The organism is Wolbachia endosymbiont (group A) of Andrena hattorfiana (assembly GCF_947179565.1).
GTDB lineage: Bacteria > Pseudomonadota > Alphaproteobacteria > Rickettsiales > Anaplasmataceae > Wolbachia.
Genome location: NZ_CAMXBT010000003.1, coordinates 137066 through 157994, shown reverse-complemented (window position 1 = coordinate 157994; position 20929 = coordinate 137066). Strand labels below are relative to the sequence as shown.

At 35.3% G+C, this 20929-nt stretch carries 22 protein-coding genes, 1 tRNA gene and 4 pseudogenes; 12 read left to right on the top strand and 15 right to left on the bottom strand.

Features of this window, described 5'->3' with window-relative positions; genetic code table 11:
- Position 1: 1 nt before the first annotated feature.
- Positions 2 to 1433 (bottom strand): annotated as a pseudogene (gene terL / locus OM966_RS05710) (phage terminase large subunit).
- Between the two features lie 59 nt (positions 1434 to 1492).
- Here terL and OM966_RS07590 point away from each other — a divergent pair.
- Positions 1493 to 2592 (top strand): annotated as a pseudogene (locus tag OM966_RS07590) (alpha/beta hydrolase family protein).
- 47 nt (positions 2593 to 2639) lie between these two features.
- Here the strand turns inward: OM966_RS07590 and OM966_RS05690 are convergent.
- The 4 genes from OM966_RS05690 to OM966_RS05675 form a co-directional block, all read right to left on the bottom strand.
- Positions 2640 to 4124, bottom strand: coding sequence for a DegQ family serine endoprotease (locus OM966_RS05690; protein ID WP_264329164.1), 1485 nt, complete (start codon positions 4122 to 4124; stop codon positions 2640 to 2642).
- A 3-nt stretch (positions 4125 to 4127) separates the two neighbouring features.
- On the bottom strand, positions 4128 to 5000 hold the full coding sequence (gene hflC, locus OM966_RS05685) for a protease modulator HflC (RefSeq protein ID WP_010962867.1): 873 nt from the start codon (positions 4998 to 5000) through the stop codon (positions 4128 to 4130).
- A gap of 2 nt (positions 5001 to 5002) precedes the next feature.
- Positions 5003 to 6037 carry an FtsH protease activity modulator HflK gene (hflK, locus tag OM966_RS05680; protein WP_264329163.1) on the bottom strand — a complete coding sequence of 345 codons (1035 nt, stop codon included), beginning with the start codon at positions 6035 to 6037 and terminating at the stop codon, positions 5003 to 5005.
- 82 nt (positions 6038 to 6119) lie between these two features.
- The gene (locus tag OM966_RS05675) at positions 6120 to 6305 is read right to left on the bottom strand and encodes a hypothetical protein (protein ID WP_264329162.1); all 186 of its coding nucleotides are present in this window, start codon (positions 6303 to 6305) and stop codon (positions 6120 to 6122) included.
- A 186-nt stretch (positions 6306 to 6491) separates the two neighbouring features.
- Here OM966_RS05675 and OM966_RS05670 point away from each other — a divergent pair, with 186 nt between their 5' ends.
- From OM966_RS05670 to OM966_RS05655, 4 genes are all read left to right on the top strand, one after another.
- Positions 6492 to 7952, top strand: a complete 1461-nt coding sequence (locus tag OM966_RS05670) for an actin-bundling T4SS effector WalE1 family protein (RefSeq protein ID WP_264329161.1) — start codon at positions 6492 to 6494, stop codon at positions 7950 to 7952.
- Positions 7953 to 8344: 392 nt separating this feature from the next.
- Positions 8345 to 8680 (top strand): divalent-cation tolerance protein CutA, encoded by a 336-nt coding sequence (gene cutA, locus OM966_RS05665; protein WP_264329160.1) that lies wholly within the window; start codon positions 8345 to 8347, stop codon positions 8678 to 8680.
- A tRNA-Gln gene (locus tag OM966_RS05660) sits at positions 8671 to 8745 on the top strand. The genes cutA and OM966_RS05660 overlap by 10 nt, the downstream gene beginning before the upstream one ends.
- Positions 8746 to 8880: 135 nt before the next feature.
- Positions 8881 to 9330: a hypothetical protein gene (locus OM966_RS05655; protein WP_264329159.1), complete on the top strand. Its 450-nt coding sequence runs from the start codon at positions 8881 to 8883 to the stop codon at positions 9328 to 9330.
- Between the two features lie 15 nt (positions 9331 to 9345).
- On the opposite strand, the gene OM966_RS05650 is transcribed toward OM966_RS05655, so the two are convergent.
- A complete protein-coding gene (locus OM966_RS05650) occupies positions 9346 to 9633 on the bottom strand; it encodes a hypothetical protein (RefSeq protein WP_264329158.1) in 288 nt (95 codons plus the stop codon).
- A 925-nt stretch (positions 9634 to 10558) separates the two neighbouring features.
- On the opposite strand from OM966_RS05650, the pseudogene OM966_RS07585 reads away from it, so the two are divergent.
- Positions 10559 to 11486 (top strand): annotated as a pseudogene (locus OM966_RS07585) (IS110 family RNA-guided transposase).
- Here OM966_RS07585 and OM966_RS05635 read toward each other — a convergent pair.
- Positions 11449 to 12255, bottom strand: a complete 807-nt coding sequence (locus tag OM966_RS05635) for an Rpn family recombination-promoting nuclease/putative transposase (RefSeq protein WP_264329157.1) — start codon at positions 12253 to 12255, stop codon at positions 11449 to 11451. The pseudogene OM966_RS07585 and the gene OM966_RS05635 sit on opposite strands and share 38 nt — an antisense overlap.
- 425 nt (positions 12256 to 12680) lie before the next feature.
- Between OM966_RS05635 and OM966_RS05630 the strand changes: the two genes are divergently transcribed.
- A complete protein-coding gene (locus tag OM966_RS05630; RefSeq protein WP_264329156.1) occupies positions 12681 to 12986 on the top strand; it encodes a helix-turn-helix domain-containing protein in 306 nt (101 codons plus the stop codon).
- Here OM966_RS05630 and OM966_RS05625 read toward each other — a convergent pair.
- On the bottom strand, positions 12955 to 13194 hold the full coding sequence (locus OM966_RS05625) for a hypothetical protein (protein WP_405197155.1): 240 nt from the start codon (positions 13192 to 13194) through the stop codon (positions 12955 to 12957). The two genes, OM966_RS05630 and OM966_RS05625, sit on opposite strands and share 32 nt — an antisense overlap.
- Positions 13171 to 13224: pseudogene (locus OM966_RS07390) on the bottom strand (hypothetical protein); the annotation flags it as partial. The gene OM966_RS05625 and the pseudogene OM966_RS07390, both read right to left, overlap by 24 nt.
- 206 nt (positions 13225 to 13430) lie before the next feature.
- Between OM966_RS07390 and OM966_RS05615 the strand changes: the two are divergent.
- On the top strand, positions 13431 to 13703 hold the full coding sequence (locus OM966_RS05615) for a hypothetical protein (RefSeq protein WP_264329155.1): 273 nt from the start codon (positions 13431 to 13433) through the stop codon (positions 13701 to 13703).
- 82 nt (positions 13704 to 13785) lie between these two features.
- On the opposite strand, the gene OM966_RS05610 is transcribed toward OM966_RS05615, so the two are convergent.
- The 3 genes from OM966_RS05610 to OM966_RS05600 all read right to left on the bottom strand — a co-directional run bounded on the left by OM966_RS05610 (position 13786) and on the right by OM966_RS05600 (position 16268).
- Positions 13786 to 14364, bottom strand: a complete 579-nt coding sequence (locus OM966_RS05610; RefSeq protein WP_264329154.1) for an RlmE family RNA methyltransferase — start codon at positions 14362 to 14364, stop codon at positions 13786 to 13788.
- A 76-nt stretch (positions 14365 to 14440) separates the two neighbouring features.
- Positions 14441 to 15016 (bottom strand): PopZ family protein, encoded by a 576-nt coding sequence (locus tag OM966_RS05605; protein WP_264329153.1) that lies wholly within the window; start codon positions 15014 to 15016, stop codon positions 14441 to 14443.
- Positions 15017 to 15035: 19 nt separating this feature from the next.
- Positions 15036 to 16268 (bottom strand): TolC family protein, encoded by a 1233-nt coding sequence (locus tag OM966_RS05600; RefSeq protein ID WP_264329152.1) that lies wholly within the window; start codon positions 16266 to 16268, stop codon positions 15036 to 15038.
- A gap of 132 nt (positions 16269 to 16400) precedes the next feature.
- Here OM966_RS05600 and rplM point away from each other — a divergent pair, with 132 nt between their 5' ends.
- The 3 genes from rplM to OM966_RS05585 all read left to right on the top strand — a co-directional run bounded on the left by rplM (position 16401) and on the right by OM966_RS05585 (position 17782).
- A complete protein-coding gene (gene rplM / locus OM966_RS05595; protein ID WP_264329151.1) occupies positions 16401 to 16859 on the top strand; it encodes a 50S ribosomal protein L13 in 459 nt (152 codons plus the stop codon).
- Between the two features lie 10 nt (positions 16860 to 16869).
- Complete coding sequence (gene rpsI / locus OM966_RS05590; RefSeq protein ID WP_264329150.1) at positions 16870 to 17325, top strand: 30S ribosomal protein S9; 456 nt, start codon at positions 16870 to 16872, stop codon at positions 17323 to 17325.
- 145 nt (positions 17326 to 17470) lie between these two features.
- Positions 17471 to 17782: an HU family DNA-binding protein gene (locus OM966_RS05585; protein WP_264329149.1), complete on the top strand. Its 312-nt coding sequence runs from the start codon at positions 17471 to 17473 to the stop codon at positions 17780 to 17782.
- On the opposite strand, the gene OM966_RS05580 is transcribed toward OM966_RS05585, so the two are convergent.
- Entirely contained in the window at positions 17775 to 18482 is a 708-nt protein-coding gene (locus OM966_RS05580; protein ID WP_264329148.1) for a pyridoxine 5'-phosphate synthase, read from the bottom strand. The genes OM966_RS05585 and OM966_RS05580 overlap by 8 nt on opposite strands.
- A 257-nt stretch (positions 18483 to 18739) precedes the next feature.
- On the opposite strand from OM966_RS05580, the gene odhB reads away from it, so the two are divergent.
- The gene (gene odhB / locus OM966_RS05575; protein WP_264329147.1) at positions 18740 to 19912 is read left to right on the top strand and encodes a 2-oxoglutarate dehydrogenase complex dihydrolipoyllysine-residue succinyltransferase; all 1173 of its coding nucleotides are present in this window, start codon (positions 18740 to 18742) and stop codon (positions 19910 to 19912) included.
- A 38-nt stretch (positions 19913 to 19950) separates the two neighbouring features.
- Here the strand turns inward: odhB and OM966_RS05570 are convergent, their stop codons facing one another.
- Complete coding sequence (locus OM966_RS05570) at positions 19951 to 20484, bottom strand: tetratricopeptide repeat protein (protein WP_264329146.1); 534 nt, start codon at positions 20482 to 20484, stop codon at positions 19951 to 19953.
- A 51-nt stretch (positions 20485 to 20535) separates the two neighbouring features.
- Positions 20536 to 20928 (bottom strand): tetratricopeptide repeat protein, encoded by a 393-nt coding sequence (locus tag OM966_RS05565; RefSeq protein ID WP_264329145.1) that lies wholly within the window; start codon positions 20926 to 20928, stop codon positions 20536 to 20538.
- Between the last annotated feature and the right edge of the window lies 1 nt (position 20929).

Here is a 20929-nt window from a genome sequence, read left to right as displayed (position 1 = left end):
TCTAATCTACTGCTCTCAGCCACCTAAGTGTTTTATTAGGGTTGAGGCCAAAGTCTCTGACCCTGAAAGCACTGGTGTTAGTTTTTCTCATCCATTGCAGATATTGCACCGTACTGTCCACCTGATCATCATAACGGGCTTCTGGGAACATTAAAATCTCATATTCGAAATCGCTGAGCCATACTGCTTGATGCGGCAGAAAAACCCTGCCAGACTCTATCACCGGAACAATGTGATAAAATCGAGTGAGTTTGTCATTGTGTGGCACTATTTCAATAATGGGTAGATCGCTTATTTGCCTTTAGCTCTTGTGTTAATTGTTGACCACTCGTTTTTGCTTCAATCAAAATTGCGTGTGGTGCCCATCTTGCAGCTAGTGACAGAACTTGCTCTTTAAGCTTTGGATACTCAAGCTTTGCTCGATATACATCAAGTAAATAGAATTTATTATCTATTTTTGCCCAGGTGGTGCAGACGCTAAAGTCGCTGGAATCGTTTGTTGAAACTGCAGTGTCCCAGCTTTGCGTTACATGTGAGGGATTATCAGGGAAATTTTTATAGCGCTTTAGCCACTCTTGTTTAATTATACCACTTGAAAGCGGCAGGGGGTTTTGTTGATATTGAGCAGCAAAAGCGTAACTCCCGAGTTCAACTTTTATCATCTCAACTTCTTCTCTTCCTCCCTCCAGAGGGTATAATAACTCATTCTCTTCTCTTGAATATAAACCTTTTTCTTGTGTCGTAATTGAGTCGATTATCTCCACTTTTTCAGAAATCATTGGCAAACAAATGTGATGCCATATGTTTTTTGGCTTGGATAAGAGGTGCCCAGTTAAGTCTTCCAGGTGCAGCCTGTGCATAACAAGCACAATTACTCCTTTTTTTCTATCGTTGAGCCTCGTTACCAAAGTCTGATCGAACCAATTTGTAACACGCTTTCTAAACGTTTCACTCAAAGCTTGAGCAGGGTTAAGAGGATCGTCCACAATAATAAAATCTCCACCTTCACCGGTTAACGTCCCTCCAACTGATGTTGCGATTCTAAATCCTCTCTGCACTGTTTGGAATTTATATTTAGTGTTCTGGTCTTTGGATAATTTTACCTCTGGAAACAGCTTTTTATACCAATCAGATTGCATTATGCACATGGTATCAAGCGAGTGCTTTTCGCTGAGCAGCCGAGAATAACTTGCAACTATTATTCTTGCAGTTGGCTGATTTCCCAGTATCCATGCGGGCCACGCAACACTTACACATATGGACTTCATTGAACGCGGAGGCATATTGAATATTATTCGTCTCACTTCACCAATGCTCGCTGCTTCCAGCCTGTCTTCTATGACTTTTATGTACTGATAATCATTATACTTACATCCTGGCACCACCGTTTGAAAGCATAACTCAATGAATTTTTGAAAGTTGATTTTGTTCATAAATTTGACTTTTTGGAAAGTTTTATGTATTATGAAATTGATGTAGTGAGAATTAAGGTATGACAGCAACGGAAAGAATAAACGCTAAGGAAGAGTTCATAAAAACTCGAAATGGGATAAAAATCCAGACAATAACGCTTCCTGGTAAAAATATAGATCAAAACAATAATCAAAGTGAAAAACATCTAATATATTTTATTGGCGGGAATAGAGCGTTAAAATCTAGCAAAGATTATACCCAAATTGGGATTGAGCTACAGATCAAGGTATTACTGTGCATCTCTTTAATTATCCTGGACTTGGCTTAAGTAGGAACAGCTCATTGATACGTAGCAATAGAGTTAAATCTGGTATAGCAGTTGTAACTCACTTATTGGAAAAAGGTATAAAACCAGATGATATCATATTGTTCGGAGACTGCCTGGGTGGACATGTAGCTGCAGAGGTTCATAAAAATTTTAAAGATAAGGATATACATTTGAGATGTATCGTTAGCAATGCTGCTAGTTCACTCAAACAAGCGTCTCTTTATTATTTTTGGTTCATAGCGAAATTAAAAATTTTTCTTGCTCCGATAATCAAATTAGTACTAAAGATTTTTGGTTGCCATTGGAAAACACACAAAATTATCAATGCAATTACTCCTTACATGATGTACTTCAATCGAGAGGGAGACAAGACGATTAAATAACCAGCGCAGCTTGCGACAAAAATAGAAAGAATAGAGCAAAACGGTAGAGGGAAAGATTACCAAAAAAAAGAAATCTTTGAAGATTTTGAGGAATATGAAGAATTTTTCAAGCAACATACAATATTAAGAAGGAATGATGAATGTATTGATCCTAAAAAAGCTGATAAAGATGTACACAAATTGCCAATTACATGTTTAAAATCTTCCAATGAAGTTGGTTACACTTTTCCTGAGTTGATTCGTTTATATATTCAAAGGACAGATGAATATTTTGCTAAACATGGTTCACTAAATGATGAGAAGAAAGTTGAAGAGTTTAGAAGAAGTAAATTTTATGAAGATTTTTCTGGCTATACAAATTCAGAGAACTTCTTGCATAACCACGCTCACCCTTCGGGGTCATTCCAGCGCGTGAAGCTGGAATCTAGAAAAAAAGAAGATAGATTCCAGTGTCGAGCACTGGGGTGACAGGAAGTAACGCAAAATGTTGCCTTACAGAATAATCTGCAAGCCAGCTATTTCTTTAACTTTATTGAAGTAAAAAACTGATTTCCATTGCGGTAAATGAGCAACATTATTGAATCTTTACCGTTTTTCTTTACTGCTGAATCAACTTGTTTTTGAAAATCATTAGTATTTTCTATATCGGTTCCATCTAATTGGATAATAATGTCTCCTTTTTTAATACCACGCAGCGTGGCATTACTGTTACTATCTACATTAGTAACTATCACACCTTTTGTAGGATTACTTTCTTTTGATTCTTTTGGCAGGCTTGAAACAGTTAAACCAGTTATGTAATCGGATGTTGATTTATTTTCTTCTTGATTATTACCTTGACCATCATTTGCAGATTCTTCAATCACAACCTTAATATTGACCTCTTTGCCCTTTCTAAGTAACTTAATTTGTACTTTTTTTCCAGGTTCAGTTCTTGAAACCATTTGAGGCAGTTGTGTCATTCTATCAATTTTTTTATCATCAAATCCTAATAATATGTCACCCACCTTAATTCCACCTTTTTCTGCAGGGCTATCTTTTACTATACTTGCAACCAGTGCACCTTTTGTATCTTTTAAACCCAAAGACTCAGCAAATTCTTTCGTTATAGGCTGAACTTGCACACCAAGCCAACCATGTTTTATTTTTTTGCCACTTTTTAATGTGTCAATAATTGACATAGCTAAATTAGATGGTATAGCAAAGCCTATACCCACGTTACCGCCAGACTCAGATGGGGAATAGATAGCGGTGTTCATGCCTATAACTTTTCCATTTAAATCAAATAATGGCCCTCCGGAGTTGCCTCTATTAATTGCAGCATCAGTTTGAATAAATTCATTCATAGTGCCGATACTAATGTCTCTGGACCTTGCAGATATAATTCCTGTGCTTACAGAGCTACCCAAACCAAATGGGTTACCTATTGCAATAACTGTATCGCCAACCCTTGCTGTATCAGAATTACCAAATGCAACAAAAGGAAGATCTTTATTAGAATGAACCTTAAGCACAGCAAGATCAGTTCTTGCATCATAGCCTAAAACTTCTGCTTTGAAATAAGTATTATCGTTCATAGTAACTGTGATATCTTGGGCGTTTTTAATAACGTGATAATTGGTTACTATAGTTCCACCTTTTTCTATAATAAACCCAGAACCAAGCAACACCACCTCTCTGTTAACACTAGGGCCCCTATCCATAAAAAACTGATCAAAATGCTCAAAAAATTCTCTAAAATCATCAAAGAAATTATTTCTTGGCATAAAAGGGATTTTAGTTCTATTGTTACTTTCTTGTTTGATTATTTGTTCGCTTGAAATATTTACAACCGCAGGAATGAGTTCTTCCACTAAATCGGCAAGTCCTTGATTACAGTTACATGCAGTAGTGCTAGCATCAACGACCTTTTTTGCATTCCAATCAAACATATTAGCGTATGAAGAAAACGCAATTAGAAAATATGCAAATATAGATAAAATAAATGCCTTACTTTTCATAAATTATTTCCATCCTTTGTTTAAAATATCTAAAAAGTTATTGTTTGGTGAAAGTACAAATTTAGTATTATTTTCGGCAAATGATTTACTGTAAGCGCTCATAGAGCGATAAAAGTTAAAAAACTCTTCATCAACCTTAAATGCCTCATTATAAATTCTAGTTGCTTCAGCATAACCACGGCCCCTTATTTCATATGATTCTTTTACTGCACTGGAGATAATTTCCCTTTTTAATTTATCAGCTTTTGATCTAACTTCCTGCCCAGCCTGCTCTCCTTCTGCTCTAATTTCTTTTGCTTCTTTTTCCCTTTCAGTTTGCATACGGCGAAATATTGCAGAACTATTTTCTTCTGGTAAATCTGCTCTCTTAATTCTTACGTCTATTATTTCTATGCCAAATTTTTCAGCTTCAGAATAAACTCCACGCTGAATCAATTGCATAACCTCTGATCTTTTTTCGTTCAACAAACTAATCAACGAAAATCTGCCTATATTTTCTCTTATGTGTGCTTCTATAACCGGATACAATCTTCTAACCAGCCCTGATTCATTCCTCACAGCCTGGTAAAAAGTAACAGGATTTGTTATTTTATATTTTGCATACGCATCTACTATAATACGTTTTTGATCCGCTGTTATCACTTCCCTTGGGATCTTATCAGGACTTAAATCTAAAACTCTTTTATCAAGAAACTCTACACTGTTTATGAATGGTAACTTAAAATATAAGCCACTTTCCCTAACATCTCTTACAACTTTACCGAGTTGTATAACTATCGCTTGCTTTGTTTCTTGCACAACAAATATTGAATTAAATAAAACAATCAATAAAACAACAAATACAGAAACAAAAACAATTTTAATATTACTACTCATGGTTATTTCCCTAAATTTGTAAGAGGTAAATAAGAAAACATACCTTTCAGATCATCAGTTACAACAACTTTGTCTACCTTACTGAAAATATTTTCCATAGTTTCAAGATAAATACGATTCTTAACGAGAGAAGGATTCTGTCTATATTCCTCATAAAGAGATAAAAAGCGATTTGCATTACCTTTTGCTTCATTTATTACTTCATTTTCATATGCCTCTGCATCTAATTTTATCTTTATTGCCTCACCCTTTGCTCGAGGTATAATATCATTATTATAAGCGTATGCTTCGTTTATAGTACGCTCTTTGTCTGCACGAGCACTTTGTACATCTCTAAACGAACTGATTACTTTTTCTGGTGGATCAATTTTTTTCATTTGAACAGATAAAATCTCTATGCCCATTTGGTATCCATCAAGAATCTGCTGCAATAGAATTCTAGTATCTCTAGAAATTTCTGGTCTGCCTTGACCAAGTGCAAAAGAGATCGTGTTTTTACCTATTATTTCTCTCATGGCACTTTCAGCAGCATTTTTAACACTGAAACCGGGTTTGTAATCCCGCACTTTGAATAAATAGTCCTTAGCATCTCTAACTCGCCACTGAACCTCGAAGTTAACGTTGACTATATTTTCATCTCCAGTTAGCATCACACCTTCACCGCGATCTGTGTCTCGCCCATAAGAATTACTTACCCCAATTTCTTCACGATTTACTTCCTTAACATTCACTTTAAAAACCTTGCCAATAGGGTAGGGGAAGTGATAACGCAAACCAGGTGTTTCTATATTAAAATATTTACCAAAAGTAAGTTCTATACTTTCCTCACTAGGATGGACAATATAAAAGCCAGTGCAAGCATAGAACAGTAAAATAATGAAAATGATGAAATAAGGTTTTTTGCCCCTGTTTCTGGTTAATCCATTAAGAAAGAATCTTACATCAGATACAGCTTTACTTAAAATATCTTCATTATTAGGAGTTTTGTTCCCTACTGGTTTCTTTCCCAAATTCCAAGGATTATTCTCATCAAACATAATGATTGATTCTATAATTAATACGCTAATATTACTTCTTTAATAAGAAAATGCAAACATAAATTGCTATTTTATTTACAAATTAATCATCAGGATGGAAAACATGATCGTACACTTCCTTTTCTCTATGTAGTATGGTCGACTCTATAGAATTTTCTGGCTTTTTTTTGAATTCTTTGTTGTCACTCTTTAAGTGCACTACGTCTTCGTGAAAATGGGAATTATACCTAAATAGTAAAGCTATTATTATTAAAGTTATAACAGCCAAAAAGATGAGTGCCCTTTTTATGCACCTCATAAATACTCCGGCTTCTTGACCTAATTTTCTACGCTTCCAAAAAACACGTCAAGCAGAATTATTCAAAGACAAATGAACATTAACAGCCAAATTAACACTAACTTAAGAATCGAGGGTGTACAATATGAATATATTTAATTAATAGTGAGGTTTAAAATGTTAGTCAGTGAACAAACAAATTCAAGTCCTGTTAAAAAAAATTCTCCTTTCATGGAAACTGTGCAGGATAAACTAAAAGATATAAAAAATTTCTCTAATTGGTCTGAAAAAGAGCAAATGATTGCAGTAGGTGCAGTAGGTGTGATGGTTGGTGCATTACTTCCATTTGTGGCAGTTGCTTTACCGGTTGCTGCAACAGGTGCAATAGTTGCCCTTACTCTATTTTTTGCTTATAAAGCAGTTGAATACACATTCAAAGGGCTCAAATGGTCAGCAGAAAAGACAGTTGATGGGGCGAAATATACTGCCGAGAAAGTTAAGGACGCGTCAACATACGCTGCAGGAAAAATTAGAGGTGGTGCTGTGCGTGCTAAAGATAAGATGGGAGAAGGTGTAGATTCACTGAAAAAACGCTTTAAGGAAAGGGATAGAGTTGTATTTTACAATCATGCTAAGGAAGGTGCTGCTATAGAAAAAATGACAAAGTTTCCTGAGAAAGATCGTAAGAAAGCCGGTGAAATAAAGCACGAACTAAAAGCGATTTTTGCTGATAAAGGAGATAATTCTAAGTTAGTAAAAAATATACTTTCTGGAATATCGTTAAAAATTGATTTAAAAATAGCAGAGGAGGCAAAATCAGAATCGAGAGAGCATACTCCTAAGTGGCAAGTACAAAAGAACTTCATTAAGCATTTTGGTGAAAAAGATTTGCGTGCCTTGATAAAACAGAAGGCATTGCCTAGCAATGTTAATTTCATCGACCATGTTTTCTCTGAACATTACGATGAAATTAAGGAAGTTATTGCGAAATGCAAAGAAGATCATATTCTCAAAAGATCACTTAAAATGCGTAATAACATGTTTGAAGAAGGCAGTGCTAGACCTAGCAGGTCTTTTTCATTACCATCATTCTCTTTACTGGGGAGAAACAACTCTGAACAATCTAACAGCTTGTCAAAAAGCAGTTCACTAGATTCTGTAAGGACTGACAGTACTATTAGCAGCGAAGCGGAATTGTTAAATCCTGCAAACCATAAAGAAGTAAAAGCACCTTCTTCATTTTGGGATAAGGTTTCATCACCTTTCAAAAGTGGCAAAAAGTCAGGAAAAACTTCTGAAGTTGAATATCGAGCTCTTGAATCAGGCGCAATGCCACCTACAACACTAAATCTTAATTGTCTTGGAAGAAGCAGTTCATCTAGTTGCTTAACTACCGAGCTTACTCTAGTTGCTACACCAAAGGTGCCTGAGAGCTCTTCTATTGATAGTGGATTCAATTCACCAACTTCTTCTCCAACACATACAATGTTTACTAACGAAGATGGCAAGGCAAAAACCCAAGCTGACTTAAAAGAGACAGGTTATCTGAACAAACTGGTGGGACAGCCTTCTACGAAAGTAGCTGTTGACACTGACGTTCAACAGCAAGCTGCACAAACAGCTGTGAAAACGAACTAAACAAAGCTATCCAACTTCTCCAAAAGGATGTTACTCAATGAGTAACATCCTTTTTTGTTTTTGACTATAGTCGACTTAAATTTACAATTAGAGTTTTTACATTATCCTCTGTCATCCCAATACCCTCTCTTGTCATCCCAGTGCGTGACACTGGGATCTAAGTTTTTATGCAAAATTATTATATTTATATACTTGCAAATAGGTGCAATTTGGAATGATTTATATTGTGAAATTAAGAAATGAGATCCCAGTGTCTGGGCACTGGGATGACAGGGGAAGGAGGCACTGGAATGACAGAAGAGAGTGCTAGAATAACAGAAAAATCTCATCTATTTTCTCTTGATGAATAAACCTGAGTGGAGTATAATAGCAATGCATTTATGTAGATTCTAATGAATAATTTAGTTTTGATTTATACAACTTTTTCAAGTTTGAAGGAGGCTAAAACTGTTTCTGAAGAATTGTTAAACGAGAAATTAATTGTATGTGTAAATATATTTCCCGAAGTGAATTCTCTGTATTTATGGGAAGGTAAAATTAGTAATAGTTGTGAAGTAGTAGCAATTATGAAGAGCAAGAATGATCAAGTTGATAAAATTGTAGAAAAAATCGAAGCAATGCATTCTTATGATCAGCCAGCTATTGCTGTGATGCCCATAGAAAAAGCAAATAAATCTTTTACTAATTGGGCTAATAGTGTTATTGATGTAAGTAGTATTGGGGTGTAGCCAAGTGGTAAGGCAGCGGTTTTTGATACCGCCACGCGAAGGTTCGAATCCTTCCACCCCAGCCATATTGAAGTGGGTGTGAAATGATATCACTTTTCTATAAATTAAGATTATTGAATTATATATTAGGTAGTCTAAAAGATATAATTGTGAAACTGTTTCTCTTCACAATGTATCTTTACACATCCAGCATTGTGCTCATGTTTCTCAGCAATGGTTTTTGGTATGCTGTAGAATTTGGCTCTTTCAAAAATGCGTTTTACCATTTGTTTCAATATTGCAAATTGTATTATGAAAATAGGGAAGATCTCGGTTATGGAATTTCTATTCGAGTGTTAGTAGCATTCCTTACTCCGCATTTTCTCTATAAGTTGTTCCTTAGCACAGGCTGGAAGTCTTTTTTAAAGGAAAAGATAGTGCAGATACTCAGCACAAGAAGAAAAAAGGGTAGTGAGTTCAGTAACAGTAGTAAACCAAGTGGCAGTAGTTATAGTGATAAGAATAATTACAGCAATAACAGTGAGCATCACGCTCAAGATGCAAAGCGGAAAGTAGACATAATAAAGCAGCTATTAATCAAAGATATAGAGGCAACTATAGATAGGAGATTGAATGATATTTTTTTCGGTAAAAGGAGTAAACCTCATTGAGTATATAAAAAGGTTTTATCTAGTAAGGCTTTTTAAGATTGGCTGTATTTTGTTTTTTACGTATACCGGATCACAATCAGCCAATATACATGTGTGCACAAAATCTTGACTAAAGTCTGACAACCAAGAAATCGCCTTACGTTTTTCTACCAAGCTTTCTGTTTTTTTGCAGTGACTTGCTGCATCGATCATTGCCTGCGCTATTACTGACTTCCACAGCAAATAATACCTTTGTGTATCATCTGACGTACTATTTGTTTCATAGTGGTTAAAAAATTCTTTAAAATTGAAATTGTTTGACATAATGATACCTCTTTGGATTGAAATTTGAAATGATTTGAGTTTATGTCGCCACAGCAGATCCCGCTAACAAGCAGCGGGATGACGAGATGCCACCGCGAACCGTCATACTGCCGCAGACCGTCATACCGCCGCGGCGCTAACACGTAGCGGGATGACGATTCTTCAAATCGTCAAGGTGTCATCCGAGTAGCTTGACTACTTGGATCCAGAAAACTTAACTTTAAATAAGTGGCTGAATAATAAAGACTAGATTCCAGCGTCACGCGCTGGAATGACACCATTTTCGGTCTCTTAAATTGCTTTAGCTACAAACATTAAGAAATTTACCAAATGAAAAAAAAGGTAAAAGAAGCCCCGTGGTGCGAGTTTTGACTCTATATTACTGTAAGTGGCGCTATAATAATGTTCTGACGCTTAGTTTAAGCGCGGTTTGGCTGAATGTAGAAAAAATTTAAAAGACATGCAGCCGCTATAATTTTATGTAATCCGCCAATAAATACCCTGAGTTTTTTACTGAATTTTGTCATTGAGCCTGCAGATCAAAAACAAGTTTTGAATCATAAATACCCTTGCTATCATAATAAGGGGGCTGGCGGAGTTTGTCAAGTAAGTTTTTTCGTTTCTATGTTGTCAGCTACTTGCATGACAACATTTGTTGTAAACTCACTTTTTCTTGATTTTTTGGTTTATCTTGTCTACCTATTTTGCCACTCTGCTAAATGGATTGTATATTAAATCAAAGTCGCAAGACTATAATGAGCAAGGAGTGATACTGTCAATTGGATTGATTGATAGAAATCGTAGGCATCTCAGTACACTCCTAGCTTTAAAAAATGGAGTACGAACGGTAGGAGGATCTAAAAGATCGAATCACAATCCTGTACAGCATTTACATTATTATTTGATTATATTTATAGGTACAAAAATGGCTAGAACAGTTTTTGTGGGTATTGATGTTTCAAAAGAAACACTTGATATCTCAATCAACAATAAACATCAGCGTATAGAAAATGCAGAGAGAGCTATATCTGAGTTTATAAAGTCGAAAATGGCTAACGTATTTGTTAAGTTATGTGTAGTAGAATCCACAGGAGGTTATGAGAAACTTGTAATAAAATTGTTACAAGAACATAACATAGCTGTTCACAGAGCTCACCCAAATCGGGTATGCATTTGCAAAAGCCTGCAACCACTTTGCAAAAACAGATAAATTAGATGCAAAATTACTAGAAAAATATGCTGAATTTATCACAAAAAATGACGAAGTAATAGAATACATAGTTTCACAAAAGCAAGAAGAACTAAAAGAGCTAAGAGCAGTTGAGCGCAATCTAAACGATGAAGTTCATGCAAATAAGTGTCGTTTGCATAAGGTTACAGGAAAAGCCAGGGAATATATAGAAAAACAGATAGAATTTGCAAAAAAACAATTAGAGCAAATTAGGCAAGACATAGAAGATATAATAAACTCTGATCCTGATTTGAAGGAAAAAAGCAAACTGCTAACTAGCTATAAAGGTGTTGGACGGAAAACCGCAAGTATCCTACTCATAGAGGTACCTGAACTTGGTAGGTTAGATAATAAGGAAATAGCTTGTCTAGTTGGAGTTGCACCAAAAACTAGTGAAAGCGGAAGGAAAGTGAGCAAGGCCCAAGTCATAGGTGGCAGATTTTATGCTCGAAAAGCATTATACATGTCTGCTGTGGTTGCAATGCGTCATAATAAAAAAATGAAAGTATTTTACCAGCGTTTAGTTGACTCTGGCAAAGTCGCTTTAGTTGCTGTAATGAGAAAAATCATCATTTGTTTAAATGCTATGATAAAAAACAATAATTTTTATCTTGATGTTTAAGACGGTAGATTCCTTCTTGTCTACCTTCTTGTTTAGCATCATCGAGTTTTTGAGCGAGTACAGCCTGTTCATCACGAATACGCTTGATCTCTTGTTCATAGGCAATAAATTCTTTTTCAGACCAGTTGAACCTATTTAGTTCTTCATAAGCTCTTTTAATTATTAGATCACTTCCTATTATTCTTTCTAGCTCTTCTTCACTAGTTTCATCTGCATATCTAAAGAAGTAGATCCATTTCTCAACAATACTTGAAAGCTGATCCTCTTTGGTTTTTGGAAATTTAGGCAACTCAATAAAGATAAAGTAGAAATCTTTTAGGTCATGTTCATTAGTATCTTCATCGCGAATAGTGTGTTTTGATTTATACTCAGACTTATCAGGAAATAAAATACAATCTGCTATAGCAATAAAGATAATTTCCTTAAGGTCATGGTATTGACCGCCCTTGTCAGCCTGTCTTGAATAGGCTTTGGCAGCATAGTATTGGGCACGTTTTTCAAATCCTTTAGTTTTAGCGACCTGCATCTCAATTATGCATTGCACTCCTGTGGAATCCCTACACAACACATCAACAATGCTTTGCTTTTTAGAGGCAATATCAGGGTCTTGAATAGTACTTAAAAACTCTATATCCTGTATTGCATTTTTGCCAGTAAAGCCCAGAATATCGTTGAGGAAGTGAATGAGGATATCTTTATTCTTTTCAGTACCAAAGATACGGCGAAAGGCGACATCATTTTTGGGATCGAGAAACTTCGAAAGAGCCATAACGAACTAACCTAAAAAGCATTGATAATTATACATAATTCTGAAAAAATATTCAACTTCTTTATTTTTAGTTTATTTTTTTAAGTTTTGAATGCGTTGATGAAAAAAATGTCTCCCATAGGTGGCTTTAGAATACTACTACGCACCTTAGAGGTCCTTTTGTAGATCTTTTTATAAGCCACGCTATAAAATACCTAAAAACCCTGGCAAATGAATTCATGAATTTAGTAGCTATAAAGAGCTTTAAAAATACTTATTTTTGGTGTGAGAGACTAATAAAATACGAGCCAAAAGCTCAAACCTACCATCGAGCTCTCACATCTTTCATAATAAAGAGCTTGAAGTTTAACGTCAACATTTTCATAGTAAATTTATGCTAACCTGTGTAATAATGTGTAGTTTATTTCTGTGGAACCACTAGCGGCATGGCAAAACGTACTACTATCTCCATAAGGTACAAAATAGCACAAAATATAAGAAGCTGGATATTAAAGCGGAAATATACCCAAAAAGATTTAGCAAATAAAACAGGTATAGAATACTATACGCTGCTAAGGTATGTAAAAGGAAAATGTGGCATTCCAACTGAAAAGTTAAAACGTATAGCAAAGGCATTGTCAGTTCCTATTAGTAATCTACTTTCTCCACCAAGAGAAGACAGTTGTTTTGATAAAGATAAGGCGCAAGAGACGTACGATTTCATGGGAAAATACATGAAAACGATAAATTAAGTGAAGTAAGATTTGTAAGCTTAGATAATTCTTTTACACCTTCATCACTAATATTATTTTTTCCCAAGTTAAGTGAAGTAAAACTTGTAAGCTTACCATTAGCTAAAGCTTTCGCACCTTCATCACTAATTTTGTTATCATTTAAGTGAAGCAAAGTAAGATTTGTAAAATTACCTTCAGCTAACCCTTTTGCACCTTCATTACCAATATTATTACCATTTAAGTGAAGCCTTTCAAGATTTTTAAGATTACCTTCAGCTAAAGAAGATCATTAGAGGGAAAAGAGGAGCTTGATGATTTGGAAGAGAGCTTAATTGATGAAAGATAGCGCTATGTGTTTCCAAAATTGTGCATAAAAGTAAAACAAAACGAAGGTTAACAGCTGCGTCTTTTTCGTAAGAGTAACTGATAAATGGATTTATGGAAAAAAGGAGTGCCTGAACTATGAAAACATTTACAGGAGAAACTATGAGAAAAAGAACATTAACTGTTACCTGTCGATATGAGCCTGATGAGTTAGCAGATAAACGTTTATCGGATGTATACGGGCAGCTGATAGAGAGATTGATAAAGAGAAAAAAAGAAAATAGAGAGAAAGAAACAAATGAAAGTAGTGAGTTTATATGCGAGAGTGTCATCGTGCAAAAAATTAAGCATAGTACGACAAATACAAGTTTTCTTGTCGTTTTAATCTGCACAGATTGCGAAGTTAAATGAAATAGCTTCAGTTTCATGATAAGGGGGCTGGCGGAGTTTGTCAAGGAAGTTTTTTCGTTTCTGCGGGCTACCTGGGTTAATATTATATAGGAGGTCTGCTGCCAATAAAGCCTAAACTTACCAAATACATTTCTGTAGATTCAGATCTACTTGACTTTGGTTTAAAATATTTTACTGTTTTAAACATTTTTTTTAGCTCGTTACAAAAATCTTTATCAGATTCTCCTTGGAAAATTTTTACTACAAACGTGCCACCATGGCTCAAGAAATGCTTTGCAAAATTGAGCGCTGCCTCACATAAAAGCATAATTCTGATATGATCCAACGATTTTAAACCACAAGATTCGGGCGCCATGTCAGATAAAATTACATCAAATTTTTGATCCTTGAATTTTTCTCTTAAAATTTCAAGCCCATTGATAATATCACATTGTATAAACTCTACTCCATTAATTGCGTTCATTGGTTTCATGTCAAGAGCAACTACATTTGCACCTTTCTGAGACGCGACTTGTGACCATCCACCAGGAGAAGCACCAAGATCAATAATTTTTTGCCCTTCTTGGAATAATTTAAATTTATTATCCATTTCTACCAGCTTATATGCTGAGCGTGACCTATAACCATCCTTGCTAGTTTTTCGCACACACTGATCATTCAAATGACGATGTAGCCACCTTGTTGAAGATATTTTTCTGCCTCTAGCCGTCTTTACTCTAGTTTTTATTGCTAATACCCTACTTATTATTGATTATATCTTTGAGCTCTTTTTCAACTACTTCTTTTACCAGTGCATGTAGATATTTATTCAGCCATTCTGAGAGCTGAGGTTTTAAAAGAGATGTAACTAATTCTTCAACAGTAAGATTCGCTCTTTTTTGTTGTTTATGCTGCAATTCGTTTTGCATTTTTCCAAGCAGCGCTTTGATCTCTTCCATATTCTCTTTTAAAACTAGATGATCATTATTTTGCGCTTGTAAGCCGCTATTACTCGCTTTGTTATTACTCATTTGGATATTATCGTACAAATAAATATCTTTTTTTTCTTCTGAATTGTAGCTATGGCCATTAAATTGGTTATTGTTGCAAGCCATTTCCTCACTTTGGTCATCATTATCAATGTTCTCTTCTTTACCATTTTCTTTTTTGCCATCTTCTTCCATGTCTTCTGGATACTCTTCTTCAAGGCATAGCACATCATCATTTTCATCCTTTATTTCTGCTTTATCGTTACTTGCGTTTTTACCCGATATAGCTTTTTTTATATCTTCTAGAATATCTTTTACAGATTGATTGCCTTGTTCATCATGCATAGTGCTAATACCATTAAATTTAGAGATTTATACTATTTATTATAAAAAGCAAATTATAAACACTAGTTACATAATTGCTTTTTGCTTCAACTAAGTCTGAACGTGCTTTAAATAATGCATCTTCAGTGTCCAAAAGGTCAGATGTACTCTTTAAACTTAAGTTTACCTCTTGCTCAACTCCTTCCAATGCTAAAGCTGCTGCTTTTTCCGCTTCTTGACTTGCTTTAATAATGGCTTTTGCTGTTAGCACATTATTCCAAGCATTTACAACTGCCTGTTCTATATTTTTTACCGTTTCATAATAATCGTAGGTAGATTTTTTTGCATCCATTTTAGCTCTACTGACACCAAAAGCATTCGCTCCTTTTTTAAAGATTGGAACATCAAGAGTAAAAACTACGTGAACATTTTCTAACAGCCTGTCTAATTTTATACCGTCCTCCCCAAAATTTTTGCTTGCGCTTAGATTTAAAGAAGGAAGCCACTTGGAGCTTTCAACGATCACTTCTATTCCGGCTGCTCTTTTTTGATAAACTGCTGCTTTTAGAGATAAATTATTGGTTTTTGCTAATTGTAAACATTCATTTAGCTCTGGAACAGAAGGTAGTTTATCATTAGCTTCAGAAAGGTCATCAGCATCTTCGCCAATCAAATGATAATAAGCAATATTTGCCAATTTTAATTTACCTTCAGCATCAACTCTTTCGGATATAGAAGACGAAAATTTTGCTTTTGCTAGCAAAACTTTAGCGTTAGTAACTTCTCCAAGGGAAAAGCGTTTTTTCATAGCTGACAAATGTTCCAAAGACACGCGTTCTTTATGTTCTCTGAGCTTTAATATTTCTGTCTTTTGTAAAACACCAACATATGCTTTCACAGCATTAAGTGCAACCTCTTGTTTTAATTGCTGAAATCGCATTTTTTCTGCTTTGAGAAGATGACTTGATCGACTGAATGTGGCAAAGGTGCCGCCTCCATCTATTATCCTTTGGCTTAATATCAGGCGTTTTTCAGATAAATTAGAAGGATAAAGATTAAAACTACTATCGAAATTGTATTGCAAATTAATGTCAGGTAAAAACCCAGCTAACCCAGAAGACTTAAGCTGTTTTTCTGCGCTTTTATATTGGTAAAATTGAGACTTTATTTTTGAGCTATTTTTGATCGCTTTGCTTATAACTTCTCCCACATCGGTTGCATAGCAACTTATAGTACCAAAAATGATTGCAAGTGTAATAATCAATCGAAACATTCTACTTCCTGTGCATATTGGTTGCGCAGCTCAATTACTAACATAAATTACTTTAATAATCAATAACTAATATTGTTGACACTATTGAGAAATTAAGTATATAGTAGCTTACTATTGTTTAGTTAAATTACAATGAAAACTTTTTTCTTAAAAGAGAAACAAATCAACAAAAAATGGTTTGTCATAGATGCAGAAGGATTAGTGGTAGGAAGGCTCGCAGCATTTGTAGCGACACTATTGCGTGGAAAGCATAAACCTGAGTATACACCTCATATGGATTGTGGCGATAATGTAATTATTATCAACGCAGAAAAGGTGCATTTTACCGGGAAGAAGCTTAAAGATAAAATTTACTATAAGCATACAGGTTATTCTGGTGGTTTGAAGAAAACTACTCCAGATAATATTTTAAATGGCAAATTTCCTGAGCGTGTAATAAAAATGGCAGTAAAAAGGATGCTTGATGATGGCCCTATGGCGCGTAGACGCTTTGAAAATTTGTATGTTTATTCTGGTTCAGAGCATAGGCATCAAGGGCAGCAACCTGAAAAGATAGATTTTGCCTCTTTGAATCGTAAAAATAAAAAGTAATGGAGTAAAAATGAAGAGTTCTACAGTAAATAATAATGATTGGTCAGAAAAGACAATTAAATCAGCAGTTGATTCGCTTGGTCGTTTATATGCTACAGGCCGAAGAAAAGAATCTGCAGCAAGAGTATGGATAAAGCCGGGAAGTGGAAAATTTAGTGTTAACAAAAAAGGCGATCTAATTTCTTATTTTAAAAGAGAGTCAGTGTGCCAAATAGTGAAAATGCCATTTGTAGCAACTTCTACGTTAGACAAATATGATGTATTTGCAACTGTAAAAGGTGGAGGGCTATCTGGTCAAGCAGGTGCTCTAGCTCATGGAATAAGCAGAGCTTTAAGTAGTGTAAGCCAAGATTTGCATTCTATATTACGTAATGGTGAGTTCTTAACTAGAGATTCGCGTGTTGTTGAACGTAAGAAATATGGTCAACATAAAGCTCGGAAAAAGTGTCAATTTTCTAAGAGATAGTTATTTCATAGTGGTGTTTTTTTGTAAGTATTATACAAATATTTGCAAAAGTGTATGATATCCTCTATTTTTGTGATGAATTTAGTTGACTATCGGTGTCAACATAATATGCTATTTGTGTGATTTTTCAATATTAAGGTAATTTATGAGTAAAGAAGATATAATAAAACAATTAAAGGAAGATTGTTCTGGTCAGAATATAGATATAACAAAATCTGATTTGAGCAAGATTCATGATGCGTTTATTAAAATAATAAAGGATGAGCTGCATGGGAAAGGTGAAATACGTTTGCATGGAATAGGAACATTTTCTACTGCTATAAGTCAGGAGAAACAATGTCGTAACCCCCAAAATGGTGAGATCATGACTGTTCCTGAAAAGACAAGGGTAAAATTTAAAGCAAGCCAAACTCTTTTAAGTATTTTTAATGAGAAGGAAAAAGCAGCAGTTAGTTAGACATTATCATTTTCATTGTTTTTACTACGCTGTGTAAGCCATAAAATACAGCTTCGCTAATTAAATAGTGGCCTATGTTAAGAGCTGAGATGTGAGGTATTCTTGTCATCTTCTTAGCGTGTTTATAAGTTATTCCATGTCCTGCGTGGCATTCTATTCCTAATTTATTGACGTACTCTGCAGCATTAGTAATTAACTGTAACTTTTTCTCTGATGGATTATCACAGTAATCCCCTGTGTGAATTTCTATTATGTCAGGTTTTATCTCTAGCTTCTCAAGATATTTTAGTTGATTAATATTTGGATCGATAAACAGTGAGACTTTTATGCTAGAGCTATGCATTTCCTCTATTATATTAGAAAGTTTACTGTGCATATTCACGATATCCAGGCCACCTTCGGTTGTTAATTCTTCTCTTTTTTCTGGTACTATACTAATCAAATAGGGTTTTACCTTTTTTGCTATTTCAAGCATTTCTTCCGTGGCTGCAATTTCAAGATTTAGCTCAGTGCTAATGCTTTTTTTTAGGTTAAATACATCTTTATCTCTAATATGCCTTCTATCTTCTCGTAAGTGTACAGTAATAAAGTCTGCTCCAGCGTCAATGGCTATTTCTGCTGCTTTCAATAGATCTGGGTAGGAAGTTCCGCGTGCGTTGCGGAGGGTTGCAACGTGATCAATATTAACACCTAGTTTCACAATCTACCTCAAAAATTATTTATGGATTATACATGTTATTAGGTCTTTTGCATAGTCATTGTTTGATTAGCAATACCATAGCCGAGAGACGGGGTTGGCGAAATGTGTCAAGATGGCCTAGCATCACGCGCTGGAATGACATTTGGGAGTATGTTATCCGTTTGTCACTTCTATAAGAGCCTCAATGAATTTATTAGTTTATTACATGTCTCTTTTCATGTATAAATCTATAGAAAGTTTTATACGGAAGTTGTTTTATGAGCAAAATTATAGAAATCAGAGCGCCAAAAACTCTTGGTGGTGAGTCAGTTACGGAAGGTATAGTAAAAATAAAGAAAAATATTGGAGAAGCAGTAAAAGTAGATGACTTGATCTTTGAAATTGAGACTGACAAAACAGCACTCGAATTAACTGCAGAAGCTTCAGGGCAAATAACTGAATTTCTTGTAAAGGAAGATGATGTAATAAGTCCTGATCAATTGTTAGCAAAGTTTTCCGTGGGGGAAGTAAAGGAGGAAGCGAGAAAAGAAGATAAAAGCGAAAGTTCTGCTAAAAAAGATGCTCCATCAGCTCGCAAAATTATGGAAGAAAATGCAATTAATGCAGAAAGTGTCAAAGGAACTGGCATGGGAGGCAGAGTAACAAAGGCAGATGTGATAGGCCACATGAACAAAGCAGAACAGCCTGCAATAAAACAATACGAATTGCCAAAAAGTGTAGTGAGTGGAGAGCAAAGAGAGGAACGAGTAAAAATGAGCAAAATAAGACAAGTAATTGCTGCTCGTTTGAAGGCATCGCAAAATACTGCTGCAATACTGACCACGTTCAATGAAATTGACATGAAAAATGTCATGGATCTAAGAGCAAAATATAAGGACACTTTTGAAAAAAAATATGGAATAAAACTTGGTTTTATGTCGTTTTTTATAAAGGCAGCGGTGCAAGCACTGAAAGAGATCCCTGAAATTAACGCTGAGATCTCAGGCGATGAAATCATATATAAACATTACTATGACATAGGTGTTGCTGTTGGCACCGATAAAGGTCTTGTTGTACCAGTTATTCGAAATGCTGATCAGATGTCATTTGCAGAAATTGAGTTGACTTTAGTTGCTCTTGGCAAAAAAGCACGAGAAGGCAAATTACAAGTATCAGAAATGGAAGGTGCGACATTTACTATCTCAAACGGCGGAGTATACGGTTCGCTTCTTTCTACTCCGATAATAAACCCTCCGCAATCTGGAATACTTGGAATGCATTCAATACAAAATAGGCCAGTTGCAGTGGGCAACTCAATTGAGATCAGACCTATGATGTATATCGCTCTCTCTTACGACCACAGAATAGTTGATGGCAAAGGGGCAGTAACTTTCCTCGTTAAAATAAAAAATTATATAGAAGATCCAAATAGATTGGTTTTGGAAGTGTAGCTCAAATGAGTCATTGTTAATCTAGTATTGCTAAAAACCTAAATGTCATCTAGTTCTGCCAGTAGTTTCACAACTTCCGGGTGATCAGGACCATAATGTTTCTCAAAAATAGGCAAGGCCTGTTCAAGCAATTCCTCTTGTTTCTTGTGATCGCCCAAAGCGCCATAGGCAATACCAAGATTTGCCAGTAGTTTGGCAACTTGAAAATGATCAGAGCCATAATGTTTCTCAAAAATAGGTAAAGCTCGTTCAAACAACTCTTTTGCCTTCTGAGAATCTCCTAAATCTCTGTAAGCAATACCAAGGTTTGTAAGTGTTTCAGCAACTTCAGAATGGTCAGGTTTATAATGCTTCTCTTTAATTGCTAAAGCCCGTTCAAGCAACTCCTTTTTTTTCTTGCGATCACCTAAATCTCCATAAGCGTTACCTAAGTTTTCCAGTATTGTAGCAACTTGAAAATGATCAGAGCCATAATGTTTCTTGTCAATCGCTAAAGCCCGTTCAAGCAACTCTTTTGTTTTCTGAGGATTGCCTAAAACATAATAAGCGTTGCCGAGGTTTGCCAGTGTCATAGCAACTGTGAAATGATCAGGTCCATAGTGTCTCTCTTGAGTTGCTAAAGCCTATTCGAGCAACTTTTTTGCTTTCTGAGGATTACCTAACTTCCCATAAGCGATACCGAGATTTTCCAGTAGTTTAGCAACTTCAGGGTGGTTAGAGCCATAATGTTTTTTAAAGATAGGTAAAGCCTTCCATTCAAGCAACTCCTTTGCTTTCTGAGAATTACCTAAAGCCCCATGAGCATTACCGAGGTTTGCCAATGTAGTAGCAACTTGAAAATGATCAGATCCATAGAGTTTCTCTTTAATTGCTAAGGCTCGTTCAAGCGATTCTTTAGCTTTCTGAGGGTTACCTAAATCCCCATGGACAATACCGAGGTTTTCTAGTGTTCCAGCAACTGTACAATGATCAGGTCCATAGAGTTTCTCTTTAATTGCTAAAGCCCATTCAGACAAC

Coding starts and splice junctions, on each gene's coding strand:
- OM966_RS05690 (WP_264329164.1), bottom strand. CDS start 4,124: ATGAAAAGTAAGGCATTTATTTTATCTATATTTGCATATTTTCTAATT.
- hflC (WP_010962867.1), bottom strand. CDS start 5,000: ATGAGTAGTAATATTAAAATTGTTTTTGTTTCTGTATTTGTTGTTTTA.
- hflK (WP_264329163.1), bottom strand. CDS start 6,037: ATGTTTGATGAGAATAATCCTTGGAATTTGGGAAAGAAACCAGTAGGG.
- OM966_RS05670 (WP_264329161.1), top strand. CDS start 6,492: ATGTTAGTCAGTGAACAAACAAATTCAAGTCCTGTTAAAAAAAATTCT.
- cutA (WP_264329160.1), top strand. CDS start 8,345: ATGAATAATTTAGTTTTGATTTATACAACTTTTTCAAGTTTGAAGGAG.
- OM966_RS05655 (WP_264329159.1), top strand. CDS start 8,881: ATGTTTCTCAGCAATGGTTTTTGGTATGCTGTAGAATTTGGCTCTTTC.
- OM966_RS05650 (WP_264329158.1), bottom strand. CDS start 9,633: ATGTCAAACAATTTCAATTTTAAAGAATTTTTTAACCACTATGAAACA.
- OM966_RS05635 (WP_264329157.1), bottom strand. CDS start 12,255: ATGGCTCTTTCGAAGTTTCTCGATCCCAAAAATGATGTCGCCTTTCGC.
- OM966_RS05630 (WP_264329156.1), top strand. CDS start 12,681: ATGGCAAAACGTACTACTATCTCCATAAGGTACAAAATAGCACAAAAT.
- OM966_RS05615 (WP_264329155.1), top strand. CDS start 13,431: ATGAAAACATTTACAGGAGAAACTATGAGAAAAAGAACATTAACTGTT.
- OM966_RS05605 (WP_264329153.1), bottom strand. CDS start 15,016: ATGCATGATGAACAAGGCAATCAATCTGTAAAAGATATTCTAGAAGAT.
- OM966_RS05600 (WP_264329152.1), bottom strand. CDS start 16,268: ATGTTTCGATTGATTATTACACTTGCAATCATTTTTGGTACTATAAGT.
- rplM (WP_264329151.1), top strand. CDS start 16,401: ATGAAAACTTTTTTCTTAAAAGAGAAACAAATCAACAAAAAATGGTTT.
- rpsI (WP_264329150.1), top strand. CDS start 16,870: ATGAAGAGTTCTACAGTAAATAATAATGATTGGTCAGAAAAGACAATT.
- OM966_RS05585 (WP_264329149.1), top strand. CDS start 17,471: ATGAGTAAAGAAGATATAATAAAACAATTAAAGGAAGATTGTTCTGGT.
- odhB (WP_264329147.1), top strand. CDS start 18,740: ATGAGCAAAATTATAGAAATCAGAGCGCCAAAAACTCTTGGTGGTGAG.
- OM966_RS05570 (WP_264329146.1), bottom strand. CDS start 20,484: ATGACACTGGCAAACCTCGGCAACGCTTATTATGTTTTAGGCAATCCT.